18 protein-coding genes are annotated in these 20374 nt (G+C 68.2%); 4 read left to right on the plus strand and 14 right to left on the minus strand.

Translation table 11 applies throughout. The annotated features are described in order from the left end of the window. Nucleotides 1-184: 184 nt before the first annotated feature. The 5 genes from C0541_RS16900 to C0541_RS16920 all read right to left on the minus strand — a co-directional run bounded on the left by C0541_RS16900 (nucleotide 185) and on the right by C0541_RS16920 (nucleotide 6408). Entirely contained in the window at nucleotides 185-1153 is a 969-nt protein-coding gene (locus C0541_RS16900) for a glycoside hydrolase family 113 (protein WP_115050096.1), read from the minus strand. Next, nucleotides 1135-2436 carry a hypothetical protein gene (locus tag C0541_RS16905; protein WP_161960140.1) on the minus strand — a complete coding sequence of 434 codons (1302 nt, stop codon included), beginning with the start codon at nucleotides 2434-2436 and terminating at the stop codon, nucleotides 1135-1137. Before C0541_RS16905 ends, C0541_RS16900 begins: the two co-directional genes overlap by 19 nt. Nucleotides 2437-2485: 49 nt before the next feature. Next, the gene (locus C0541_RS16910; RefSeq protein WP_115050099.1) at nucleotides 2486-4393 is read right to left on the minus strand and encodes a glycosyltransferase family 2 protein; all 1908 of its coding nucleotides are present in this window, start codon (nucleotides 4391-4393) and stop codon (nucleotides 2486-2488) included. Nucleotides 4394-4406: 13 nt separating this feature from the next. Further along, nucleotides 4407-5438, minus strand: coding sequence for a hypothetical protein (locus tag C0541_RS16915; protein ID WP_161960111.1), 1032 nt, complete (start codon nucleotides 5436-5438; stop codon nucleotides 4407-4409). Nucleotides 5439-5568: 130 nt separating this feature from the next. Continuing rightward, complete coding sequence (locus tag C0541_RS16920) at nucleotides 5569-6408, minus strand: glycosyltransferase family 2 protein (protein ID WP_115050103.1); 840 nt, start codon at nucleotides 6406-6408, stop codon at nucleotides 5569-5571. Nucleotides 6409-6764: 356 nt separating this feature from the next. Between C0541_RS16920 and C0541_RS16925 the strand changes: the two genes are divergently transcribed. The 4 genes from C0541_RS16925 to C0541_RS16940 all read left to right on the plus strand — a co-directional run bounded on the left by C0541_RS16925 (nucleotide 6765) and on the right by C0541_RS16940 (nucleotide 11797). Then, nucleotides 6765-7925, plus strand: coding sequence for a phosphotransferase enzyme family protein (locus C0541_RS16925; protein WP_115050105.1), 1161 nt, complete (start codon nucleotides 6765-6767; stop codon nucleotides 7923-7925). Between the two features lie 32 nt (nucleotides 7926-7957). Then, nucleotides 7958-10120 (plus strand): TonB-dependent receptor, encoded by a 2163-nt coding sequence (locus C0541_RS16930; RefSeq protein WP_115050107.1) that lies wholly within the window; start codon nucleotides 7958-7960, stop codon nucleotides 10118-10120. A gap of 267 nt (nucleotides 10121-10387) precedes the next feature. Continuing rightward, nucleotides 10388-10963 (plus strand): nicotinamide riboside transporter PnuC, encoded by a 576-nt coding sequence (gene pnuC, locus C0541_RS16935; protein ID WP_115050109.1) that lies wholly within the window; start codon nucleotides 10388-10390, stop codon nucleotides 10961-10963. Nucleotides 10964-11068: 105 nt separating this feature from the next. After that, nucleotides 11069-11797 carry a UTRA domain-containing protein gene (locus C0541_RS16940; protein WP_115050111.1) on the plus strand — a complete coding sequence of 243 codons (729 nt, stop codon included), beginning with the start codon at nucleotides 11069-11071 and terminating at the stop codon, nucleotides 11795-11797. 513 nt (nucleotides 11798-12310) lie between these two features. On the opposite strand, the gene C0541_RS16950 is transcribed toward C0541_RS16940, so the two are convergent. Genes C0541_RS16950 through xpsH form a run of 9 tightly spaced genes read right to left on the minus strand, consistent with a single transcriptional unit; the run spans nucleotide 12311 to nucleotide 20367 of the window. Then, nucleotides 12311-13150 (minus strand): glycosyltransferase family 2 protein, encoded by an 840-nt coding sequence (locus C0541_RS16950; RefSeq protein WP_115050113.1) that lies wholly within the window; start codon nucleotides 13148-13150, stop codon nucleotides 12311-12313. Further along, complete coding sequence (gspD, locus tag C0541_RS16955; protein WP_115050115.1) at nucleotides 13147-15432, minus strand: type II secretion system secretin GspD; 2286 nt, start codon at nucleotides 15430-15432, stop codon at nucleotides 13147-13149. The genes C0541_RS16950 and gspD overlap by 4 nt, the downstream gene beginning before the upstream one ends. Next, nucleotides 15429-16220: a type II secretion system protein XpsN gene (xpsN, locus tag C0541_RS16960; protein ID WP_115050117.1), complete on the minus strand. Its 792-nt coding sequence runs from the start codon at nucleotides 16218-16220 to the stop codon at nucleotides 15429-15431. The genes gspD and xpsN overlap by 4 nt, the downstream gene beginning before the upstream one ends. Continuing rightward, complete coding sequence (gene gspM / locus C0541_RS16965; RefSeq protein ID WP_115050119.1) at nucleotides 16210-16863, minus strand: type II secretion system protein GspM; 654 nt, start codon at nucleotides 16861-16863, stop codon at nucleotides 16210-16212. Before gspM ends, xpsN begins: the two co-directional genes overlap by 11 nt. Further along, nucleotides 16847-17968: a PilN domain-containing protein gene (locus C0541_RS16970; protein WP_115050121.1), complete on the minus strand. Its 1122-nt coding sequence runs from the start codon at nucleotides 17966-17968 to the stop codon at nucleotides 16847-16849. Before C0541_RS16970 ends, gspM begins: the two co-directional genes overlap by 17 nt. Further along, entirely contained in the window at nucleotides 17965-18816 is an 852-nt protein-coding gene (locus C0541_RS16975) for a general secretion pathway protein GspK (protein WP_115050123.1), read from the minus strand. Before C0541_RS16975 ends, C0541_RS16970 begins: the two co-directional genes overlap by 4 nt. Beyond that, nucleotides 18813-19448, minus strand: a complete 636-nt coding sequence (locus tag C0541_RS16980; RefSeq protein WP_115050125.1) for a type II secretion system protein J — start codon at nucleotides 19446-19448, stop codon at nucleotides 18813-18815. Before C0541_RS16980 ends, C0541_RS16975 begins: the two co-directional genes overlap by 4 nt. Next, on the minus strand, nucleotides 19445-19861 hold the full coding sequence (gene xpsI, locus C0541_RS16985; protein ID WP_115050127.1) for a type II secretion system protein XpsI: 417 nt from the start codon (nucleotides 19859-19861) through the stop codon (nucleotides 19445-19447). Before xpsI ends, C0541_RS16980 begins: the two co-directional genes overlap by 4 nt. Further along, nucleotides 19858-20367 (minus strand): type II secretion system protein XpsH, encoded by a 510-nt coding sequence (gene xpsH / locus C0541_RS16990; RefSeq protein ID WP_115050129.1) that lies wholly within the window; start codon nucleotides 20365-20367, stop codon nucleotides 19858-19860. Before xpsH ends, xpsI begins: the two co-directional genes overlap by 4 nt. Between the last annotated feature and the right edge of the window lie 7 nt (nucleotides 20368-20374).

Here is a 20374-nt window from a genome sequence, read left to right on the forward strand (position 1 = left end):
GGCGATCGCGCTGCGTGCAAGCCAGGCGATGCACCGGGCAGCGCAGCGGCGGCGTGCCGGGCGGGTTTACGCCGGCGCTTCACCTCGGCAATTCGCGTCGGCAACTCACCTCGGCGCCATACCGTGGCGACATACACCGGCGATGGCACCCGGCACTGCCACGGCAGGCTGCCGAGTCCATCGCTCAGCGCGCCAGCACCTGCTGCGCCGGTTTGCCCTGCACGGTGAAGTCGCTGTCGCCCGGCCCGCCGGCCTTGGGGTCGGTATACCAGCACCACAGCGCGATGCCCTCCACGCCGTGCGCCTGCAGCACCTTGCGCCACTGCTGCAACACCTGCAGCTGCAGGCGGGTGTCGACGGCGGCGGCGCGTTGTTCCGGGCTTTCCCAGGGCGCGGCCAGACTGCCGCGTGCAGAACGCAGGCCCAGCTCCGCCACCCACACCGGCTTGCCGACGCGTTGGCCCAGTTGCTGCAGGCGCTGCGCAGCGGCGTTCATCTCGGCCGTGCGCGTGGCAGCCGCTTCGGACAGGCGCGGATACAGGCTGGTGCCCACCGCATCGAACAACGACCAGTAGCGGAAGCTTTCGGCGTGCTCCATGCCGTCGGCCACGTACAGCAGCCTGCCGTGATAGACCTTGCGCACTTCCGCCACCAGGCCGGGCCACTGCGGCGCGTCCTGCAGCTTGCGCAGTTCGGTACCGATCACCAGTGCTTCGGCATGTTCGTCCTCGGCCAGCCTGGCCAGCGGCAACACCGCGTTCTGATATGCGGCAAACCAGGCTGCCTGGTCGGTGGGCGCGGTGTCGCCGGCCCAATGCCCGGGAATCCACACGTGCACCTTGAGCGTGGCCTGCAGGCCGGCGTGGTGGCTCTGCCGCAACGCGGCGCGCATGTCCTCCACGCTGCTGTCGCTGCCCAGTACAGGGTCGTTGGACTGCGGGTTGGCCTGCCACGCGAACGCCACCAGCAACGCCTTGCTGGCGCCGGTCCTGGCCAGCGCATCCAGCGACTGCGCCGCCGCCTCGCTTTGCCACGGCGCATTGGCCGAGACCTTGACGTTGGCGCCCATCCACGTCGACGCATCCGCGTTGCAGCCATTGATCAGCATGCACGCCCCGACCAGCAACGCCGTGCTCAGAACGCGTTTGAACATGCGGCAGATGCCTCGGTGGCGGATGCTGTCGTGGTACGCGCGCAATCCGTTGCACCGATGCCCGCGGTGGTCTTGCCCGGCTGCACGATGGCGGCAGCACCGGCGGGCGCGCCGGCGCCGGCGCCGGCAGCGACTTGCGTGGACACCGCCACGTCCGCGGCGGCGATGCCGGCAGCGGCCGGCTGCAACGGCATGGCGCCCGCTGCCGGCGTCGCCGGGCCACCGGCCGGCAAGGACACCGGTGCGGTCACGACCACCGCCTCGCCCTGCAGCAGGGACTGCGCGTCGGCAGGCGCCGCACGCATCCAGCTGCCCCAGCCCTGCGGCTGCACCCAGGCCGCACCGATCAGGCCCAGCAGCAGCAGGCCGGCGGCCTGGGTGCGCTGGTCGGCACGCAGTGCGCGCAGCAGCAACGCGGCCGGCACCCACAGCAGCAGCAAGGCGTCGAATCCGGCCCAGCCGAAGGCGAACGACAACGCCGCCGCACAGAGCACGGTGCCGGCACTGGCCACCACGCCACGCGTGAGCGCGCCGCTGCGGCTGCGCGCCAGCAGTGCCAGGACCGGGAAGCAGGCCACCGCCGCCACGCCCCAGCGCACTGCCAACGACCAGTCTTGCGCATGCTCGGCCAGCGGCAACGGCAACGGATGCGCGCCCTGCCCGATATCCGACAGCGTCGGCCACGGCGCGTTGAACACGGTCAGATTGACGTAGGCCCACATGCCGACCAGAAACGCGAACGGCAGGTAGCACACCAGGTAGAACGAGCCCGGCGCCTTGCGCAGCATCTGCGGCGGCATCACCAGCAGCAGCCACGGTGCCACCATCGTCGACAGCGCCAGGGTCTGCAGATCCAGGCACAGCAGGATGCACAACCAGCCGGCGATACGCAGATAGGTGAAGGCCTCCACCGGTGGCTGCAGGCGGCGCAGGGTACGGCACAGGCCGTAGAACGCCAGCAGACCCAGCGCCTGGCTTCCGCCTGCGGCGATCGGCAGCAGGAACAGCGGATTGCAGCCCACCAGCACCGTCAGCCCGCTGGCCCAGCCACGCCCGAACACGCCGGCCAGATCGCGCCACAGCAGCGACAGGAACAGCGCGTTGGCGGCGACCGCCAGGAACGGCCAGACCTGGAACGGCAGGTTCCAGCTGTCCAGCCCCAGATTGATCGCCCACGCCAGCACGCCGGTTGCCGGCAAGCCGGCCGCCGGCGCGATGGCCGGGACGCTGGAGCCGACCGACTGCAGCAGCAGCGGCTGGCTCAGCAGCGACAGCGCCACCACGGCAACCAGGAACGCCGGCAGCCCGCTGTGACGACGCGAAACCGCCGACTCACTCTTCGAGTGCGGCGCGGCGCTCGTTTTCCGAATGCTTGCTGATGCCATGAGTGGTCTTCTCCCAATAGAACGGATTGTGGATCAGCTGCCAGAGGCCCTTGTAGGCGGCGATCGACTGCAGCGCCCAATAGAACGGCACGGTCAGCGCGTAGGGCGCCAGCCGGAAGTAGTCGCGCTTGAAGGCGGCCATCAGCGTGGTGTAGATGAAGAACGCATTGGCCAGCAACAGATTGACCAACGACACCGCGGCCAGCCATGGCGGGAAGATCGCATCGAACACCCGCGCACCGCTCACGATGCTGATCAGGCACAACACCCACATCACCGGTACGCCCAGCGCGATGAAGAAATTGCCGCCGATGAAGAACTGAAAGCCCCAGAACCCCTTGAACCCGGTGCTGCGATACAGATGCACCGGGTCGCGCATGTGCACCAGCCAGGTCTGCATGTAGCCCTTGAGCCAGCGCGAGCGCTGCCGGATCCAGTTGGGAATGCTGACGTTGGCTTCCTCGAACGTGGTGGAGTTGACCACGTTGACGCGGTAGCCGTTCTGGATCAGCCGTACGCCCAGATCGGCGTCTTCGGTGACGTTGTACGGGTCCCACGCGCGCACCTGGCGCAACACATCCAGACGGAAATGATTGGAGGTGCCGCCCAACGGAATCGGGATGCGCAGGTATTCCAGCGCTGGCAGGTAGAAGTCGAACCAGAGCGTGTACTCCAGCGTGAACATCCGCGTCAGCCAGTTTTCGTCGGCGTTGTAGTAGTTCAGGCGCGCCTGGATGCACACCACATCCTTGTCGGCCTTGCGGAAGGCGGCCACCACGCGCTTGAGCTGATCCGGCTCGGGCTTGTCTTCGGCGTCGTAGATGGTGAGCAGTTCGCCGCGCGCAAAATGCAGCGCGTAGTTGCAGGCCTTGGGCTTGGTCTTGGGCTGCGACGGCGGCACCCGGATGATCTCGAAGAACGCTTCCAGGCCGAGTTTCTTGGCGGCCTCGATGGTGTCGACATCGTCCGCTTCCAGCACCAGCTTCACGTCGAGCTTGCTGATCGGGTAATCCAGCTTGCGCAGCGCGTTGGCCAGGATCGGCAGGACTTCCGGCTCCTTGTACATCGGCACCAGCACGGTATAGACCGGCAGGTCGTCATCGCGCAGTGCGGCCACTTCGTCCTCGGTGACCTTGATGTCGATGCGGTGGCGCGAGCCGAACCACACCAGCAGCAGCTTCAGGCCGAAGGTCGCCAGGAAGCCCAGCGCCACCAGCACGTTGACGGTGATCAGGGCCGGCACCGGGAACAGCACCACCGCGATCGCCAGCACCGCGGCGATCGCCCACAGCGTGAGCTTCTGTCCGCGCGTCACCACCTGGCGCGCCGAGTAGGTCGGCGCATGCGCTGCGAGCAGGTTCAGCGCATTGTCGGTGAGCTGCTCGTCGGCGTAGCGCTGCAGGCTCCAGATGATGTCGAACTTGGCGGTGCCGACGAACCGCACGTCTTCGCCGTAGTGCGCACGCGCCCAGGCGAACACCGCCGGGTCGGGATCGGCCACGGCCAGCACCAGCACGCCGTCTTCGCGACGCCACGGCAGCAGCAGGCGCTGCGCATAACTTTCCAGATCGCCGGGGGTGAGCAGTTCCGGATCCGGCGGCTGCTGCACCAGATCGACGAACTCCAGGCCGAAGTGCGCGGCGACGATGGCGTAGAACCGCTGCGCCGGCACGCCGCGCTGGGCCAGGACCACATCGCCCAGGCGCGAGTTCCAGCGTTGCTGCAACGCCAGCGCCGAGCGCAGTTGCTCGTCGGTGATGACGCCTGCCGTGACCAGCGCGCGACCCAACAGACCGCGTTCGCGGCCGATGTCCGGTGCCCGTCCCAGCGCTTCCATTTCGCAGGTGACCGTCATTGTCGTGGTGTCCCTAGAACCGCCACCAGGCGGCCACGAAGGGCCCGCCTGCGGCAGCGGTGTTGCGGCCCATCACGGGCTGCTGGTACCCCACCTGCCACTGACTGCCGCCCGCCGCGGTGTACAGCGTGGACAACTGCAGCTTGGTGAGGTCGTAGTTGGTGCCGGTGGCGACGAAGCCGACACCGCCCGCAGAGCCGGGAACGTCGAAGTTGTTGCGCCCGTTGCCCAGACCCTGGATCACGTTGACCTCGCCTAGCAGCATCCAGCTCGGGGTCAGGCTCAGGCCGGTGGACGCGTCCACCCGCACCTCGTCGGAGGCCGCACTGCCGCGCAGGCGCACTGCGCCACCCAGATCGACGTAGCCGTTGCGGCCGCCCAGCGTGTAACCCCGGCCGCGGCTGTAACGCAACTCCAGGCCGTAATCGCCCAGACCGAGTGCAGGATCGGAATTCGCGTCGGGATTGTTCGGATGGTAGGTCTTGCTGCGGCCATAGGCCGGGATGCTGACCAAGGCCTGCACCGAACTGCGCCAGACAGCGTCCGCGGCGCCTGGCAGCGCATAGCGCAAGCCGATTTCCTGGTCGGCAAAACCGGTCGTGCTGGTTTGCTGCCGGCCATCGCCGCCGTGATTGCTGAAGCCGACGTCGGTGAAATAGAAATTGCCGATGAAGCTCACGCTGTCGGTCAGGCCATGCTCGACGTAGACATTGAGCTGGTCCTGGCGGCTGCGCCCGTTGCCGTCGAACTGCTGGCCGTCACCGAACGTGGTGCGGTGATGGCTGTCGTCGAACCAGCCGCGTCCATCGCTATGCAGTGCCTTGACGATCACCAGGGTGTCGCCCTGCGGCTGGGTCCAGGCGCCGGCCACGGCCGTGCCCGGCAAGGCCGCCATCAGGCAGCTCAACGCGAGCGCGGAGCACCCAGCCAGCGGCACGCGGCGGGCGATGGCATCAGACGAAGGGGACGAGGCAACCGGGCTGGGCTGCAGCGCAGCAGCGCACGGCTGACGTACCCGCAATTGCGGGTCGTTCTGTAAGGACATTTGCACGATTCCTGATGGGGGACCCGGAAGGGACAGGAAGCTAGTGATCGATCACACTTCGAGGCGAAACGTATCACAGTTACGCCCTGTCACCCATCACTGATTTATCACAAATTTAACGCTAGCGAACTCATCTCTTTTGCAGCAAACGCGGCACCTGGGCGGCGGCATGGGTCCAGATCGCCAGCCATACGCCGAGCCGGGTAAGCAGCCCGCGCTGGCTCGCCTCGAACTTGCGGAAGTAGCGCCACAGCCCGCGGTGTTTATGCCACTCGACGAAGAACGGCCGCGACCGGCTGGACACGCCGCGCACGTGCACGACCTGCAGGTCGTTGGCCACCGCCACCAGCGCCCCGGCCTGGCGCGCCCGCCGGCACAGGTCCAGGTCCTCGGCATGCAGGCGGTAGGCGCCGTCCCAGCCGTCGAGCCGGTCGAACAGGCTGCGCTGCATCAGCATCAAGGCACCGGAGATGGCATCCACCGCCTGCAAGGTCGCGGATGGATCGGCCGGCACCGCCAGCTGGGCGGCCGCGCGCGGTGCGCGCAGCATCGCGGCAAAATCCGGATCGCGCCGGCGCACCGCCGCATCCGGCTGCCCCTGCTCGTCCACCTGCTCCACGCCCAGCAATACTGCCGCGTGCCCGGCCGCGCGTGCGCACAGCTGCACCAACGTGTCGCGCTCGACCATCAGGTCCGGATTGATGAACACCAGCCAGGGCGCCTGCGAGTCGCGCGCGCCCTGGTTGCAGGCCGTTGCAAAGCCGGGGTTGTCCGGGTTGGCGATGAAGTGCACGCGCGCATCGGCCAGCGCATGCCGCTGCACCACGTCCAGGGTGTCGTCGCTGGAGGAGTTGTCGACCACCCGGATCTCGCTGATGCCCGCGGCCACGCGCAGCCGCGACAGGCATGCATCGATGGTGCTGCTGCTCTGGTAGGTGACGACGACGGCGGCGATCTGGACGGGAGTCATCGGGCCATTATCCGGTGCCGAGGCCGCGCAACGCCATCATGCCGATGCCGGCCCGCACATGACGGCGGGCAGCACCTGCAGGCATACTGCGCGCCCGGAGCCGCCCCGCGGCCTCCTGCAGGCGCCGCCTACGGCGCACCCCACATTTTTCAGTGTCGAGATGACGGCCAGCGACCTTTCGGTGTTGCGCTGCCTTTTCATTCCCTGCAGCGCGAGCGCCTGATGGCGCGTGCGCCGCAACGACGGCCCGGCAGCGCCGTCCGTGTTGTCGCCGGTGCGCGCGCCGGGTCCTCCAGAACGGCACCGATCAACTGGTCTATACCACTCCCCTGCATGGCCTGGCCGGGGCTGCGCGCATGAGCACCGCGCATCAGGTGCACGGCATGAGCCTGGAGCTTGCGTTGCCGGACTGGCCGGTGCTGAGCGCCGAGGAAATCCATCGCGTGCTGCAGCACGTTTGCGCTGCCGGCGATGGCGCACGGATTCGCTGGCATAGCGCACGCCCGTTTTCCGCTGCCGCCTGCGTGGACACTGCCACCGGCACGCTCATCGTCAAGCGGCATCACCGCAGCGTGCGCAGCATCGCCGACTTGCGCCAAGAACATGGCTTCATGGCGCACCTGCGCTGGGCCGGCGCACCGGTGGTCGAGGTGCTGCACGATGCTGCGGGCGGCACCGCCCTGGCCGATGCGCACTGGGTCTATGAAGTACAGCGCGCAGGAAATGGCCAGGACCTGTATCGGGACGCCTTGTCGTGGACGCCCTTTACCAGCGCCGCGCATGCGTCGGCGGCAGGCGCCGCGCTGGCGCGCCTGCATCTGGCAGCGCAGGGATACGATGCGCCGCCACGCCGGAGCAGCGTCCTGGTGGCCAACCTGGCCCTGTTCACACAGGCCGACCCGCTCCGCGCGGTGGAACAGGCCTTGCTGTCGCGCCCCGGCCTGGCCGCCGATTTTCAGGGCCGGCCCTGGCGCCGCGACCTGGCCGACCACCTGCTGCCCTGGCACGCCCGGGCATGGCCGGTATTGTCGGCGCCCGGCGCCTTGCCGCCGCTGTGGACGCACGGCGACTGGCATGCCTCCAACCTGCTGTGGCGCACGCACGACGATGGCGACGTCGAGGTCAGCGCGGTGTTCGACTTCGGCCTGTGCGACCGCAGCTGTGCGATGTTCGACCTGGCCACGGCGATCGAACGCAACCTGATCCCATGGTTGAACCTGGACGCAGGGCAACGTGCGCAGCCGCAGCTGGAGCAACTCGACGCCTTGCTGGATGGCTACGGCCGGCACTGCGCGCTGGGCGCGGTGCAGCTGCGGCAGCTGGCCGCCTTGCTGCCGATCGTGCATGCCGACTTCGCCCTGAGCGAGATCGAGTACTTCGCCGGCATCACCCGCTCGGCCGACAACGCCGACATCGCCTATCACCGCTACCTGCTCGGCCACGCGGACTGGTTTGCCAGTGCCGATGGCCAGCGCCTGCTCGCCCACCTGCACGCGCGCGCGCGCCGGTTGCCATGAGCGCTCTTTCTTCTCGTTTTCGAGTCCTGCGCATGCACCTGCCCTCCCTGCCCCACCGCCGCCCGCTCGCGCTTGCACTCGCGCTGTGCGTGGCCCCCCCTGCACTCGCGCAGCAAGACCCCGGCGCCGAGGCGGTGGAACTGGATGCGGTCAACGTGCGTGGCGAACGCGCCGAGGCCAGCACCGCGTTGACCGGCTTCGGCGCCACGCGGCTGCTGGATGCGCCGGCCTCGATCGCGGTGATCGATCGCCAGCAACTGCTCGACCGCCAGGCACGCGTGCTCAGCGAGGTGCTGCGCGCCGATGCCTCCACCGGCGAGGCCTACGCACCGATCGGCTATTACGAGAACTTCGTGGTGCGCGGCTACTCGCTCAACGCCGCCAACAGCTACCGCATCAACGGCCTGAGCGCGGTGGGTGAGCAGTCGATTGCGCTGGAAAACAAGCAGCAGGTGCAACTCCTCAAGGGCCTGGCCGGGCTGCAATCGGGTGTCAACGAACCCGCCGGGCTGATCGACTACCGCACCAAGCGGCCCGAGCGTGTGCGCAGCGTGACCCTGGGGACCGACGAGCAGGGCTCGCGCTATGTCGCGGCCGATCTGGGCGACTGGTTCGGCGCCGAGCGCAGCCTGGGCCTGCGCGTCAATGCCGCACGCGAAGACATCGACAGCTATGTCGACCACGCCGACGGCTACCGCAATTTCCTCTCGCTGGCCGGCGACTGGAAGATCACCCCGCAATCGCTGCTGCAGCTGGATGTGGAATACCAGCATCGCCAGCAACGCTCGGTGCCGGGTTATCAACTGCTGGGCGGCACCCAGGTGCCGCGCGCCATCGATGTGCATCGCCTGCTCGGCTACCAGCCGTGGTCGCGGCCGGTGGAGATGGACTCGCTCAACGCGCAGCTGCGCTACGCCTATCAGTTCAACGACGACTGGCGCGCCACTGCCGAAGCGGCGCGCAGCCGCTCGGTGATCAACGACTTCTCCGCGTTCGCCTGGGGCTGTTACGGCGCGGCAAGCTGTGCCGACATCGCCACGCCCAACTTCTTCAGCGCGCAGGGCGAGTACGACGTCTACGACTATCGCAGCCCCGACGATACCCGCGTGCACGATCAACTGCGCGCCACGCTGGAAGGCCACGTGCTCACCGGTGCGCTGGATCACCGCCTGAGCATCGGCGGCGACTGGCTGCGCCGCACCATCGATCGTTTCGGTTCGGTCAACGAATTCGTCGGCAGCGGCAGCATCGACCGCGACCCGCAGGTGTTTGCACAAACCGACGTCGCCCTGGACCCGAAACAGCGCCGCCTGGACAGCCGTCAGCGCGCCCTGGTGGTCGCCGACCGGATCGGGTTGGGTCCGCAGTGGGAGCTGTCGCTGGGTGCGCGCTATGTGCGCCTGGACGAGCGCAGCTTCGATCGCGATGGCGTCCTGGAGCGCCGCACCCGCAAGGACACGCTGCTGCCGCAGGCCGCGCTGCTGTTCAAGCCGCAGCAGCAGGTGTCGCTGTACGCCAGCTACGCCAAGAGCCTGGCGGCCGGCGGCACCGCACCGTGGTTTGCCGACAATGCCGATGAAATCCTGCCGCCGACCAATGCCTATCAGCTGGAAACCGGCGCGAAATTCCAGCTCGATGGACTGCGCCTGGGCGCGGCACTGTTCGATATCCGGCAGGCGTATCAGTTCACCCAACCACAGGCCGATGGCGGCCTGCTGTTCGTGCAGCAGGGCCGCCTGCACAATCGCGGCCTGGAACTGTCGGCCGATGGCGCAGCCACCGAACAACTCCGCATCTTCGCCAGCGTCGCGGCGATACGCGCGCGTGCAGAAGACACCGACATTGCCGAATACGACGGCCATCAGGCGATCAATGTGCCCAAGCTGCGCGCCAGCGTGCAGGCCGATTACAGCGTGCCCGGCGTCGACGGCCTGGCAGTGCTGGCAGGCGTGCAATACAGCGGGCGCAAGTTCGCCGACCGGCTCGGCAATGCCAGCGTCCCGGCCTACACCGTGGCCAACCTGGGTGCGCGTTACGCCACTGCGCTGGGCGGGGTGGCGACCACCTGGCGTCTGAACGTGGACAACGTGTTCGACAAGCGCTACTGGCGCGATTCCGGCGAATACCAGGGCGATGCCTATCTGTTTCCGGGTGCGCCGCGCACGGCGCGGCTGACGGTGCAGGTGGATTTTTGAGGCCTGCTGCCCCCATCCGCCCTTCGGACACCTTCCCCCGCAGGCGGGAGAAGGACCTCGAAGCGAGTCAGCCGTGCTTGTGCGTGTTTCAGGCAATGGCTGAAAACAGCGGGCACCAGTTGAAGGCAGGGACTCAGCGGTGAGAGCGCCATCGCGTTTCCATCGCACGCAGATTCAGGGCATCGCGCAGCATCCACGTCCGACCGCACCGCTGTTTTGCACGGGGTTCCCCTCTCCCACCGTTGTCCCCTTTCCATCAGGCATTGCATGTCGTTGCTCGAATCCACCGCCGTCGTGATCAACCTGCTGGGCGTGTGGCTGACCGCGCGGCGCATCCGCTGGTGCTGGCCGGTGGGCATCGTGGCGGTGGCGTTGTACGCCTGGCTGTTCTATCAGTGGAAGCTGTATTCGGACATGCTGCTGCAAGGGGTCTACGTGCTGACCCAGCTCTACGGATGGTGGCACTGGCAGCGTGGCACCGCTGCAGAAACGCGGATTCGCCCGCTGCCGATGCCGGTTGCGGAACTGTGGCTGTCGCTGTGCATCGGCGCGGCGTTCGCCGCCGCACTCGGCGCCTACATGCATCACCGCACCGATGCCACGCTGCCGTGGCTGGATGCGGCGCTGGCCAGTTTCAGCCTGGTCGCCAGCGTGTGGGCCGCGCGCAAACGCATCGCCAACTGGGTGCTGTGGGTCGTGCTCGACTGCGTCTACGTGGGCGTATTCGTCAGCAAGGGGCTGTACCCCACCGCGCTGCTGTATGCCGGCTTCGTGCTGCTGGCGCTGTATGGATGGCGCAGCTGGAAAACCCAACGGCAGCAGAACCTGGCCGGTGTCGCCTGAGCGGCGTGCGGTTTGCGGGCGCGTTCTTCTTTACCATCGCCACATGTACCTTTCTCACCCGACTGCCTTCTACAGCCACTGCAGCCCCCATCGGCGGATCGCCGCATGAGCACGTCGCGCCAGCACGCCATCACCGAAATCGTCTCCGCGCAGATCGCCGCCGGCGAATGGGGTCCGGACCAGCGCCTGCCGGTAGAGCGCGCGCTTGCCGAACGCTTCGGCTGCACCCGCATCACCTTGCGTGAGGCCCTGCAGCAACTGGAAGCGCAGGGACGCATCTACCGCGAGAATCGTCGTGGCTGGTTCGTCAGCTCACCACGGGTGCGCTACGACCCCACCAGCATCGCCGGTTTCATGCAGTACGTGGCGGCGCAAGGGCGCAAGCCGCGCACCGAGCTGTTGAGCGCCACCCGCCAGGCGGCGGGCGCTGCCTACGCCGCGGCGCTGCGGCTGCAGACGCCGTACGACGAGGTGTTCGTGCTGCAGCGCCGGCGCTGGATCGACCGCCGCGCGGTCCTGCTGGAAACCAACGTGGTGCTGGCCGCCTGGGCGCCGGGCCTGCTGGAACACGACCTGGCCGGTTCGCTGTCGAGCGTGTTCAACCAGAAGCTCGGGGTGTTCCTGAGCCGCGCGCAACTGTCGATGCATCCGGCCGGGCTGGACGCCGCGCAAGCCCTGTTGCTGCAGTCCACTACCGGCACACCCTGCTTCCGGCTGCAGCGGATCAGCTACGCCGAAGACGGCCGCGCGGTGGAGCTGGATATCGAGTCCTGGCGCCACGATGCGCTGGACGTGGTGGTGCGGACCGAGGCGCCGATGCGGCCGGCTTCTTGAGCGACGAACAAGACTACGTCACGTCGGTCACCGCCCTGCGGCCTGGCTGCAGGGCCCTTGCCCACCCACCATCGCGGGACACGCTGCAAGTACGTCCATGTAAGCTCTTACACGGCATCCATGCCGTGTAAGGTCCCGCGACGGTGGGCGGGCAAGGACCAGTCAAGATGGTCGGTGTGCGTGTTTTCAACTAAGCAACCGACTCCCTCTGTGGTGCGGTGTCCTTGCCGATTGCCGGACCGTGTGGCGGCATGGATGCCGCCACCGAGTCCCCAGGGACGGGTTCACGGCGTGTCCCGCGAGCGGTGAGGGCGCCGCGCCCTCGACCCACTCGGCGTTTGACCTGGACTTCCGATAGCATCCACCAACATACGGCCGACAAAGCCACTGCACTCACCGTACGGAGAGCAGTCGTCAGGTTGAATAGGACAGCGCTCAAGAACTGCACTGTACGAGTCCACCGAACACCGGCTGCGCCCGCCTGACGGTGAGCATGCCGCTTTGGCAGCTGTTCTACGCGTCAAATAGCCTGCGTTGTGGATCCGGTGGCGGTAAATCGGCGAGCAGCTGCGCGAGTCGATCGCGCTGCGTACGTAGCGGGTCGTGCATCAGGAAGTTGGCCAGGCGTGCGTGCCAGGCCGGCCAGCGCGTGGCCAGGGCATCCATGTCGCCATCGGCCGGCCGGCCTTCGTGTGGCGAGGCGACAAAGGCGGTGTCGCACAGCACGTTGCGCCATCCCAGCCCCGCCATGCGCAGGCTCAGGTCCACCAGTGCCGCATACCAGGAGCCATAGCTGCTGGCATCCAGGCCGCCGGCCTTGCGCCGCGCGCTACCACGCAGCAGTACCGCGTGGCCGATCGCCGATGGCAGTTCCGGATGCAGCGGCGGCATCGCTGCACACGCAGCGGCCAGCCGCTCCGGCGCGGCAGGCATTGGATTGAGTTCGCCCAGGCGTGGCCAGCTGCAGGCTTCGCCCACATTGCTCCACGGGGTGGCGGTGGCAATCGCCGCATCGCGCGCAAAGCAGGCGTCGAGCTGATTCAACCAACCCGGCAGCGGGCAGGCATCCACACCCAGCACCACCACATCGGCATCGCCGCAGCCGCTGAGCATTTCGTCCAGATGCGCCACCTCGCCGAGCATGCGCTGGCGACGGGTGTGATGCGCCTGCAGCTGCGTGCGCGCCAGCCAGTGTTCGATGACGGCACGGCCGCGCGGGCCGGCCTGCGCGTCGTCGGCCAGCCACACCCGCGTGCCGGCGGGCGTGGCGGCATCCAGTGCACCCAGGCACGCATCCAGCGCCTCGTCGTCGGTGCCGACCGGCACCAGCACGACGGGCAGTGCCGCACTCATTGCGGCTTCTGGCTGGGCTTCAGCGGCTCCATGGCCTTGAACTTCTGGCCGTATTCGTCGGTGAGATTGCGCGCTTCCTGCGGGTTGCGCACGATCGACGGGGTGATCAGCACGATGACTTCGCGGCGGCGCGTATCGCGAGTCTTTCTGCCAAACAACGCGCCAACGACTGGAAGCTTACTCAACATAGGCACGCCTGAACTGCCATCGGTCGTGCTGTCATCAATCAAGCCTGCGAGCATGATGGTGTCACCACTCTGGACAGCTGCCTCGGTTTTGACACGTCGCGTATTGATGTCGACGTTACATGCCGCGCTGTTGACCGTGGTTGTGGTGGCCGCGGTACAGGCATCAGGGCGAGCACCCGGCGTGCTTATTTCCTGCACGATATCAAGGAACACCATACCGTCCTTGGTCACGCGCGGACGCACCTTGAGGATGACGCCGGTATCAATGTATTGGACAGACGAAAAGCTGCTGTCACTGCCCAAGCCAGTGTTGATCGAGGTGGAATTGATCGGGATGCGCGATCCGACGTTGAGTGTGGCCTCGGCATTGTTACGCACGAAAACGGATGGCGTCTGCAGCAACCGCAGGTTAGTGACCTGATCCAGGGCGCTGATGATGGCGGCTGCGTTCTTACCGAGGAATGTCCACCCCACCCCATTATTAGTGACGCTTCCAGCGATATCGCCCCAAATGTTGCGGCCGGCTGCCGATGGCAAATTTGCGCCGCCGGCAGTCGTCGCTGCGTTGACTGCATTCTCGAAGTACCAGTTCACACCGTACTGAAGCTGGCCGGTCAAATTCACCTCCGCCACCTGCGCCTCGATATGCACCTGCATCGGCATCACGTCGAGCTTTTCGATGACGTCGCGGATGGAGGTCCATGCCTGCGGGGTGGAGCGCACCAGCAAGGTATTGGTTTCGGCCACCGCCGACACGCCGACCTTGTCGCCTTCCACTTCCAGCGTCACCGCGCCATTGCCGTTGCTGCGCGGCGACAGCTGCAGGCTGCCGTTGCCCAGACCGCCGCTACTGCTGCCACTGCCGCCACCGAAGCTGCTGCCGGAGGCGCTGCCATCGCTGCTGTCGCCGACGCTGCCGCCGGTCATGCCGGAGCTGCCGCCCATGCTGCTGTCGCGATTGCCCAGCTGCCCACCCAGCACGCTGGTTTCCGCGCCCGGCGCCAGCGAAGCATTGGAGTCGCCGTTGTTGCCGCGGCCGCCGAACACTTCCGACAGGCGGTCGGCCAGGTCCTTGGCCTTGATGTACTTCAACTCGTACGAGAACAGCCGCACGCCGCCGCCGGCGCTGTCGATGCGGTCCAGCCACTGCTGGATCTGGTCCAGGTAGCGCGGCTGCGGGGTGATCACCAGCACCGCGTTGGCGTTCTCCAGCGGCATGAAGCGGAACATGCCGGCGCTGGGCGTCTTGCTCTGTTCGCCGAACACCTTCTCCAGATCGGCAGAAACCTTTTCGGCCTTGCCGGACTGGATCGGGAACACGCCCACCGACATGCCCGACAGCCAGTCCACGTCGAAGATCTGCACGGTGCGCAGGTAGTTTTCCAGCTCGGCGCGGGTGCCGCCCAGGGTGATCACGTTGCGCGAGGGATCGGTGCCGACGATGGCGTTGGGGCGCGCGTACGGCTCCAGCACCTTCTTCATTTCGCTGGCGGAGATGAACTTCAACGGCACCACGCGCACCTCGAAGCCGCGCGCGGCCGACGGCGATGCGGTGCTGGGCGCGACGGTGCCGGCCAGCGCCTGGTCGGCGGGCACGATGTTGTAGCGGCCGCCGCTGAACACCATGCGCGCGTTGTTCCAGCCCAGCACCATTTCCAGCAGGTTCAGGGCCTGCGCCGGCGAGACCGGATTGGGCGTGGCCAGGGTCACGGTGCCCTGCACGCCGGGGGCAATGACGTAGTTCTGCCCGAGCATGTCGCCCAGGATGGCCTTGACCACCGCCTGCACCGATTCGCCTTCGAAATTGAAGGTGGCGCTGCCGCTGCTGGCCATGCCCAGCGAGGGCGACGGCGCCGCGGCGGCGCCCTGGTTGATCATGGTGCCGCTGCCCCGCCGGATCACCGGGCTGGGCTTGGCGCTGGCATTGCCGTCGGCGCGTTGCTCGGCACTGGTCTGGGTGGCGCCGGCGGCGCCGACTTGCGGGTCCAGGCGCGCGTCGCGGCGCACCTCCGGCGGCGGAGTGCTGGCGCAACCGGCCAGCAGGCCGATCAGCAGGGACACGGGAAACAGGCGCTGCGTCATGCGTTCACTCATTGGGTCTGACCGGGGGTAGAGCCGCTCTGGCGCTGCTGTTGCAGCTGGCGGCGTCGGGCTTCGATACGTTCGCGGATGGCGCGCATCTGATCGTCGGAGGGGCGTGGGGCTTCCTGGGCACCATCGCTGCGTTGCGGCGGCACCGTCGGCGGTGCCTGCCCGCCGGGCTGCTGTGGCTGCGTGGCGGGCTGGGTCTGCGGCGGTTGCGTCGGTGCAACGGCGGCGGCATCGGGCGAGGGTAACGGCGGAGTGGCACCGGCGGCGGCGCGCGCGCCCGCATTGGCGGTGGGCGGTTGCCCGCCCAGGCCGTTGAACACGTGCAGCTCCAGTGTCTGGGTGCCGCCGGGGCCTTCGATGGTTGCGCTGCGCGGCTGCAGGGCGAGCAGGCGCCAGCCCTTGACCGCCTCGCCGCCCAGCTGCACACGCACCGAATCCTGCGGGTCCAGCGTCAGCGTGGCCATCTTGAAGTTGTCGGTCAGCAGCACGCCGGTCAGGCGCACCGTCGAGGCGGCGCCGCTGCCATCGTTGCCGGACAGGAAGAACGGATGCGGCAGGCGGTCTTCGGCGAAGGCCGGATGCGCGGCGATCTCCGAGTACTTTTCGAATGCGCCCAGCCGTTCCGGCGCCGGTGCCGGCAGCGTGGGCAGGCGCTGCACCAGGGCCGGGTCGTCCGGCAGCAACTCCACGCGCTTGCCCAGCCCGGCCACGGCCAGCACGCAGACCAGCAGCGCCCAGCCGACCACGGTGGCCAGCAGCCAGGTGCGCAGGCCGATCATGTCAAGGCGCATTGCCGGCCTCCGCAGCGTCGGGGGCGGCGGGCGCCGCGTCGGTGTTCAGCGGCGCGGCGCTGGCGCCGGGGCGCAGGTAGCCGGCCAGCTCGAAGGCGATATCCAGGCCGTTGCCGCTTTCGTTGGGCGAGAGTTGATAGCGCTGCGCCATCACGTTGAGATTGTCCACGAACAGGCGCGGGGTGCCGTTTTCCAGGCTGTACAGCACCGAGGCCAGCTCCGGCGTGCCGCAGCGCAGGCGCACCTGCACCGCGACGCGGGTGAAGCGGTCCTTGCTTTCCGGCTGCAGCGGCGAGCGATTGCTGATCGCGCAGCTGCGGTTGCCGGGGCTGGCTTCCACCACGGCGCGCTCCAGCCGCTGCACCAGGCCGGCCGAGGCCAGTTCGGCCGAGGTCTCCGGCAGGAAGCCGGGGCGGCTTTCCAGGGTCTGGCGCGCCTGGCGTAGCCGCTTGCTGACTTCCGGTGCCTGCTGCAGCTGCACGCGCACGCGCAGCTCGCGCTCGCGCAGCGCCTGCAGGTCGTCCTGCACGGCGATCATCGGCTGGGTGAACCAGGGGTGCACCAGCACCAGATAGGCCACGCCGATCACCAGCAGCAGCAGGCCCAAGGCGATCCAGCGATCGCGCTTAACGTTGCGTGGCATCGGCGGCCTCCTTGGCATCGGGGCCGGCCAGTTCGGCGGTGATGGTGAAGCGGTCGACGTTGCGACCGGCATCGCTCTGCAGCACGCCGGTCAGCGAGGGCGTGCGCCACAGCGGCGAACCTTCCAGGCGCCGCACCAGCGAGGAGGCTTCATTGCTCAGACCGATCAACTGCAATTGCCCGCCTTCGACCGAGAATTTTTCCAGATAGGTGCCGCCGGGAAGACGCCGGCTCAGCTCGTCCCAGATTTCCACCGAGGTCGGGCGGGTGGCGCGCTGCTGCTGGAAGAAGTTTGCACCTTCGACCAGATCCAGCAATTGCTGGCGTTCGGCGGCAACCTGGCGCGCACGCGCGGCGTTGGCCTGCACCTTGGCACGCAGGTCGTCGGCGGCCTGGCGGCGGTTGTCCAGCAGCAGCCAGCCGGCCACGGCCAGCAACACCAGTGCCGCGGCGGCGAGCAACAGGTTCCAGCGCTGCATCGGGTCGCTGCGCCGCAGCCGGCGCGCCGGCGGCAGCAGGTTCACCCCCAATGGCAGACCCCGTGCGTCGGCGACATCGATGCCGGACAAGGCGCTGGTCCATGCGTCGGGCACGCCGTCGGGGCCATCGATCATGCGTCGCGGCACCACCACCAGTTCGGCATCGAGCTGGCCGTCTTCGCGCACGTCCAGCACGCGCGCATCGAAGTACACCTGGTCGGCGGTGAACGGGGTTTGCCGGTCGATCTCGAAGCGCGCCACATCCTGCAGGCGCGCCGCTGCCGCAGCAGGCAGGCGCAACGGGCGACGCAAGGCATGCGCGGCCGGCAGCAGCCAATGCCGCGGCAGGCCTTCCAGCGCGGTCGGCAGCAAGGCGTGGACTTCCTGCGGCTGCACCGGCCATGGCAGGCTGGCGATGGCCTCGCTGCTGTGGTCGCGCTGACGCAGCAACTGCAACGCCTGCCCATCGGGCTGCAACAACAGCCGCGACGGCGACAGGCCCAACTGCCATTGCCAGCGCTGCGGCAGCCAGGCCAGCAGCGATTGCTGCCACCAACGCCAGAAGCCTCCGGCGCCCGGCATGGCGCGTACGCCGATACGACCCAAGGTATCCCGCCATGCGGTCATTGCACTGCTGCTCCCTCTTCCCAACGCAACACGGTATACGCCGACCCAGGTAATGCGGACGCACTGGTGGAGACCACCGCCCGCAACACGGCCTCGCGTCCCTGACTCAGTCGCGCCCGGCTCTCGATACTATAAGTGTCCGACCCACCGACCGTCGCCTCGCTGCCCGGCAAACCCGGCGGCGCGTCACGCTGGGCCAGCAGCTGCCGCGCATCCAGGCCCATCGCGGTCAGCACCGGGCCGGGCGCAAAGCGCGCCTCGGGACGCGAGCGGCCGCTGTACAGGGTGAGGTTGGGCAACAGCTTGCGATACAGCTCGCCATCCATGCCCAGCACCAGGCGCAACTCGCCCAGCGTTTCGAACGGGCCATCCTTGGCACCGTACGGCAATCCGGCATCGGCGTAATCGCGGTCTTCCGCGCCACCGCCGGGCTGGCTCAGCGAGTCGCCGTCGCGCCAGTCGACGATGGCGCCGGCAATGCGCGTATCGCGGCCCTGTTCGGCACCGACCGCGCGCACCAGGCCGGCCAGCAGCGCGGGCTCGGCCATGTTCAAGTCCACCTTGCCGCTCTCGTCGGTGATGCGGATCTCCACGGTGGCATCGTCCATCTGCCAACGATAGCGCCGCCCGTCTGCAAGCCAGCGTGCCTGCGTATCGGTGCTTTGCAAGCGCGAGAGTGCGTATTCCAGGCCAGCACGCGCATATTCCTGCGCCTGCGCGCCGTTGCGCAGCATGCTGCCCTGCAGGGCTTCCACCCGCGCGGTCAGCGCGAATGCACCGATCATCGCGGTGAGCAGGGCGATCAGCCACAACACCAACACCAGCGCGGCGCCGCGCATCGCGCTCATTGCCCCGCTCCCGGGTTGCTGGATTGCGGCAGGGCCACCACCAGCGGCGGCCAGGCGGCACCGCCGCTACGGATCTCGATGCGCACCAGCAACGGCAGGCGGTCGTGCCATTCCCACTGCGGCAACCACGCGCTCAGGCGGCCGCTCTGCGGATCCATGCCGCGATACCGGAAGCTCACCTGCTGCACGCCGTCGGCGAGTGGCTCCGGCGGCAGCGTGGTGCCCTCCTCGATCGACTTGCCCGATTGCAGCATGGTCAACGCGATCCGCAGGGTGCGCTGCTCGCCATCGCCGGCCACCGACAGATCGTGCAGGTACGGTCCGCCGCGGCCCAGGTAATCCGGCACGTCGGCGGCAAAACGCATGCGCTGCGCCTCGCCGATGAACAGCATCGGCTGCTGACTCTGCGGGTCGATGCCCATCGCGATCGGCAACGCCGCCGCCAGCCGCCGGCGCAGGAATTCCTCCACCGCCCGCACGCGCTCGCTGCGCTGGGCGATCGCCTCGCCGCGCTGGCTCACCGCACTGGCCGAGCGCAAGGTGGCAAACGCCAATGCCAGCCCGCCGACCAGCAACATCGTCGCCAGCAGCACTTCGATCAAGGTGAAGCCGGCGCTGCGCGACCGACTCATGGCGCGCTGCCCGGTTGCGCCGCCGCGACCAGCCGCAAGGTGCGCCACTGCAACACCTGGTTGGGTTGCTCGCCCCAGCGCACCACCAGGGTCAGTTGCAGCAGCGTGTGTGCGCCGGGAGACACCGGCGCCTGCGGATTGCGCCGCGGCTCGTCGTAGGGGCGTACATCCATCGACCAGCGGAAATGCCCGTCCTCGAACGTGCCTTGCTGCTGCTCGGGCACCAGCGGCTTGTCCATGCCCTGGGCGGCCAGCAAGGATTGCGCATGCAAGGTGGCACGCGTGCTGTCGTCGGCCGCGCGCACCTGACGGGCGGCGCCGGACAGCGATCCCAGCAACAGGCTCAACGCCAGCGCCAGCAACGCAAAGGCGACGATCACCTCGATCAGGGTGTACCCGCGCTGGCGCTTCATGGCACCGGCGTCCGCAACTGCCCGGACCGCACTTCGCCGGTGATCCAGCCCACGTCCACGCGCCAGGTCGCGTCCTTGACGCGCAGATCGATGCGCCCGCCGGTGGAGGCGCCATCGGGGAAGAACTGGATGGCGCCCTGGTCCTGCCGCGACTGCACCTGCCGCGCACCAGTGAAACGCACCTCCAGCGACGACGGCAGGTCGCCGTGATGCCCGCCGGGGGCTTCCCAGCGGCGCTGCTGCGGGTCGATCAGGAAGCGCTGCGGCGTGCCGGTGGCGATCGCCTGCGTGCGCGTATAGCGCAGCTGCGAGGCGATCGCCTTGCCGGCGGTGCGCAGGCGCATGCCGTCGATCCCGCCGTTGAGTGCTGCGGCGGCCAGCACGCCGGCCATCGCGATCAAGGCGATGACCAGCAGCATCTCCAGCAACGAACTGCCACGCGAGCGCGTACGACCAGGGCCGACCACTCCATGCGGATGACGCAACGGCTGACACGCAAGGCGCATGGCGAAC

The sequence above is a fragment of the Xanthomonas arboricola genome (assembly GCF_003353015.1).
In the GTDB taxonomy this organism is placed as follows: Bacteria; Pseudomonadota; Gammaproteobacteria; order Xanthomonadales; family Xanthomonadaceae; genus Xanthomonas; species Xanthomonas arboricola_E.